This is a genomic window from Streptomyces atroolivaceus (genome assembly GCF_000717025.1).
In the GTDB taxonomy this organism is placed as follows: Bacteria; Actinomycetota; Actinomycetes; order Streptomycetales; family Streptomycetaceae; genus Streptomyces; species Streptomyces atroolivaceus.
In genome coordinates, this window is record NZ_JNXG01000086.1 from 1 (window position 1) to 253 (window position 253).

Annotated in this window: 1 protein-coding gene; it reads right to left on the reverse strand. The window is 64.8% G+C overall.

From position 1 onward, the window contains the following. Nucleotides 1-253 (reverse strand): hypothetical protein (locus tag OO67_RS35525; RefSeq protein WP_033305967.1); only part of this gene is annotated, 253 nt, incomplete at both ends.

Below are 253 nucleotides of genomic sequence, written 5' to 3' on the forward strand. Positions count from 1 at the left end.
AACGTCGATGACCACGTTCCTGTCCCGCGCCAGATCACGGAACCCCTTGAAAGCCTTCTCCGGCATCCCGTACGCATGCCGAGCCGTGTAGGAGTTGACCTCACCGGTCCTGAGCGGCGCGGGCCGGGTGAGCTGGGCGTGCTCGTTCCCGGGGCTGAACCGGAGCAGCGGTTCACCGTCAGGACCCTGATGCGCGCCGACGATCTTGTCGAAGAGCGACTTGTCGAAGGCGGTCGGCGGATTCCAGAACATG